This is a genomic window from Streptomyces bobili (assembly GCF_002154575.1).
GTDB classification, from domain to species: Bacteria; Actinomycetota; Actinomycetes; order Streptomycetales; family Streptomycetaceae; genus Streptomyces; species Streptomyces bobili.
Window position 1 is genome coordinate 1 of the sequence record NZ_MUBA01000512.1, and the last position, 3552, is coordinate 3552.

The 3552-nt window shown below is 76.0% G+C and carries 4 protein-coding genes; 1 reads left to right on the forward strand and 3 read right to left on the reverse strand.

Annotation, left to right across the window (positions count from 1 at the left end):
- Positions 1-2: 2 nt before the first annotated feature.
- Positions 3-485 carry a GlcG/HbpS family heme-binding protein gene (locus tag BZL64_RS31965; protein WP_086772625.1) on the forward strand — a complete coding sequence of 161 codons (483 nt, stop codon included), beginning with the start codon at positions 3-5 and terminating at the stop codon, positions 483-485.
- A gap of 93 nt (positions 486-578) precedes the next feature.
- Here BZL64_RS31965 and BZL64_RS31970 read toward each other — a convergent pair whose 3' ends face one another.
- The 3 genes from BZL64_RS31970 to BZL64_RS31980 form a co-directional block, all read right to left on the reverse strand.
- Positions 579-2441 carry a copper resistance CopC/CopD family protein gene (locus BZL64_RS31970; RefSeq protein WP_086772627.1) on the reverse strand — a complete coding sequence of 621 codons (1863 nt, stop codon included), beginning with the start codon at positions 2439-2441 and terminating at the stop codon, positions 579-581.
- 155 nt (positions 2442-2596) lie between these two features.
- Complete coding sequence (locus tag BZL64_RS31975; protein WP_086772626.1) at positions 2597-3382, reverse strand: SDR family NAD(P)-dependent oxidoreductase; 786 nt, start codon at positions 3380-3382, stop codon at positions 2597-2599.
- Positions 3379-3552: cupin domain-containing protein (locus BZL64_RS31980; protein WP_143663365.1), on the reverse strand; the 174-nt coding region annotated here is incomplete at its 5' end. The genes BZL64_RS31980 and BZL64_RS31975, both read right to left, overlap by 4 nt.

Consider the following 3552-nt stretch of genomic DNA (forward strand, 5'->3'; position numbering starts at 1 on the left):
CGGTGGCCGCCAGCGCCGCCGACTCCCCCGCCCCGGCCGCCGCCTCCGCGTCCGCCGTCTCCGGTCCCGCCAAGGGTGAGCTGACGCGGACCACGCACCTCACCCTGGCCGCCGCGACCGAGGCCGCCCAGGCCGCCGTGGACGCCGCCGAGAAGGAGAACCAGCGCGTGTCCGTGGCCGTCGTCGACCGGAACGGCAACACCCTCGTCACCCTGCGCGGCGACGGCGCGGGTCCGCAGTCGTACGAGTCCGCCGAGCGCAAGGCCTTCACCGCGGTCTCCTGGAACGCGCCCACGTCCGAGCTGGCCAAGCGGCTGGAGCAAGCGCCCAACCTCAAGGACATCCCGGGCACGCTGTTCCTCGGCGGAGGTGCCCCCGTCACCGCGCAGGGCGCCCCGGTCGCGGGCATCGGCGTCGCGGGCGCGCCCTCGGGCGACCTGGACGAGAAGTTCGCGCGGGCGGGCGTCGCGGCCCTCGGCCGCTGACCCGGGCGCCGACAGACCTGAGCGGCACTGACCTCAGCGCCGCTGAGCCGAGCGCCACCGGCCCCGCCCGCCCGTTCATCCGCCGCCGCCCCCTCAGCGCGTGATGCGGACCGTCTTCCTCTCCGTCACCTGGTCGATCTCCGAGGCGCGCACGGTCACGCTCATCTCCCAGGCGCCGGGGAGGGGCAGGTTGACGGCGTCGGCGGCCCAGTAGCCGCCCCGGTCGGTGATCTTCGCGTCGAGCGGGCCGATGTCCTGGCCGGGGAGGCCGAAGGACAGGCGGAGTTCGGGCACGGTGGCGAAGCCGCCGTCGGGGCCGTAGACCACGGCCTGCACCGAGTTCTCGCCGACCCGGCCCGGGTCCAGGGTGATCTGCACGGTGCCCCGGGCGCCGGGGGCACCGGCGCTGCTCATGTCGAAGGGGACCGTGGTCACGGAGGCGACGGGCAGCCCGACCGCCTGTTCGGACGTCGCCGCCTCGGCCTGTGCCCGGCCGGGCAGGGTGCCCGTCAGCACGGTCGTGAGACCGAGGACGACGACGGAGACGACGACTTCCGCGAGGACGGACCGGCGCAGGGCACGGCGGTGCGCGTGCTCGGCCGGGGTGAGGGGCGGGCCGTCGGCGGACCGGTCCTCGACGCGCGGTGAGGGGGCGTCCGCGGGGGTCCGGACGGCCACCCCCTCCTGCGCGGAGGCTCCGACCACCGCTGCCGCCTTCACCACCAGCTGGTTCTCCGGCATCTCCGCCTCCTCCTCGTCGGTCTCAGTCACGGCCATATCGGCCTCTCTTGTGTCGGTCCCGGTTCTCACCAGTCGCCCCGTCCACTGCCTCGACCACGCGCCCGCCAGGAGCAGCAGGCACACAGCCGCCAGCTTGGCCAGCAGGGTCCGGCCGTACGTCGTCTCCGTGAGGGCGTCGAGGGTGCCGAGGCCGCGCCAGGCCTGGTAGACGCCGGTCACCGCCAGGACGGTGACCGAGAGGGTGGCGAGCCGGGAGAAGCGGGCGGCCACCACGGCCGGGAGGGAGCCGTGGCGGAGCAGGGTGAGCAGGGCGGTGAGGCCGCCGAGCCACACCGCCATGGCGAGCAGGTGCAGCACCGAGGAGGCCATCGCGGCGGGGACCTGGATGCCGGCCGACGCGTGTTCGGCGGCGGCCCAGGTCAGGGCCAGGCCCACGGCCAGGGCGGTGCCGGTGACGGCGGTCGCCCGGGTGGGCCGGACCCGGCCGCGCTGCCGGAGCAGGAGGGCGGCGGCAGCGGCCAGCAGGAGCAGCCGGGCGGCCAGGGCGATGCCGGGCCGGCCGGTCAGGGTCCGGGCGAGGCCGGAGGGGTCGAGGGCCTGGGCGGGGCCGGCGCCGGTCTCGTAGGGGGCGCGCAGCAGGAGCAGCAGGACCGTCGACGCGGTGAACGTCCACCAGCCGGCCACCAGGAGCCCGCGCAGGGGCCGGACGTCCGGGGGCCGGCACAGGGCGGCGAAGGCGGCCGTGCCGATGAGCAGGGCGGCGGCACCGTACGCGAGATAGCGGCCGAGTTTGTGCAGGCCGGCGACGGCCGGGTCCTCGACGGGGCCGCTGGGAACGGTGGCCAGGGTCGCGGAGGGCGCGCCGACGGAGAAGGTGAAGGCGCCCGCGATGGGGTGGCTGTCGGCCGACACGACCCGCCAGGCCACCGTGAAGGTGCCGGTGCCGAGCTTCGCGGGGAGGGTGACGCGGGCGGTGTCGGACCGGCCGTCGACGTGCTGGGCCTCGCCGGTCTCGACGCGCCCGTTGCCGGGGTCGAAGACGCGGAAGGTGTCGTCGATCAGGCCGACGGACTCGGTGAAGGTCAGGGTGATGCTGCGGGGTGCGGTCTTGAGGACGGCCCCGTCGGCGGGGTCGGCGCCGCGCAGGGCGGCGTGTGCGGAGGCCTGGCCCGCGCCCCCGAGGAGGAGCAGGAGGACCGTGGTGCCCAGCAGCACCAGCGCCCGGAGCCGCCGCCCGCCGTCCCGCCCATCGTTCACGTCACCACTCCGTACGTACCGCTGCGGACTCCCATGCTCGCCGATACGTACGGACCGCGGGCCGGTCCTGCTCACCACACTCACCAGCAACGCGCCCACTCCGCCGGTCCTGCTCACCATGACGGTCGTGCCGACACCCCGCCGTCCACCACCAGATCGTGTCCGGTGATCCAGGAGGCGAGCGGGGAGGCGAGGAAGACGCAGGCGTCGCCGACGTCCTCGGGGCGGCCGAGCCGGCCGACGGCGACCGCCTCCCGCCAGCGCCGTACGCCCTCGGGCCAGGCCTCGGCCAGGCCGTCCCGTTCGATGAGGCCGGGGGAGACGGAGTTGACGCGGATGCCGTGGGGGCCGTACTCGCGGGCCGCCGCGCGGGCGTGCAGGACGACCGCCGCCTTGGAGGCGGCGTAGTGGGCGTGGCCCTCGGCGGGGGTGGCCGCCTCCACCGAGGCGATGTGGGTGATGGTGCCGCCGTCGTGTGCGCGCATGATCTCGGCGGCGGCCTGGGTACAGGCGAAGACGCTGGTCAGGTTGGTGTCGACGACCTCCCGCCAGTCGGCCGCCGTCATGCCGGGCAGGGGCCGTACGGGCTGGACGCCCGCGTTGTTGACGAGGCTGGTCAGCCGGTCCCCGCCACCTCCACCGTCGCCTTCCCCGGCCCACTCGGCGGCCTCTCGGACGAGACGCCGGCACTCCTCCTCGGCCCTCAGGTCGGCCTGGAGGACGACGGCCCGGCCGCCCGCCGCCACGATGTCCGCGGCGACGGCCCGCGCCGCCTCCACCGCCGTACGGCAGTGCAGGGCCACCGCGGCGCCCTCCTCGGCGAAGCGCAGCGCGATGCCCCGGCCGAGGCCGCCGCCCGCGCCCGTGATCAGGGCCGTCCGCCCTGCCAGCAAGGTCATGGACGGCACAGTCGCGCGATGTGGGCGGCCCGGTCGGGGTGGCGCGCCGTCAGGACGGCCGGGTCGCCGTGTTCGTAGCCCGCGTAGGTGAAGCCGGGGGTCATGGTGCAGCCGAAGAAGGTCCAGGAGCCGCCGGACGTCACCCGCGCGCCCATCCAGGTGCGCGCGGG

Excerpts from the sequence above, each read along its gene's own strand:
- BZL64_RS31975 (WP_086772626.1), bottom strand. The coding sequence starts at position 3,382 with ATGACCTTGCTGGCAGGGCGGACGGCCCTGATCACGGGCGCGGGCGGC.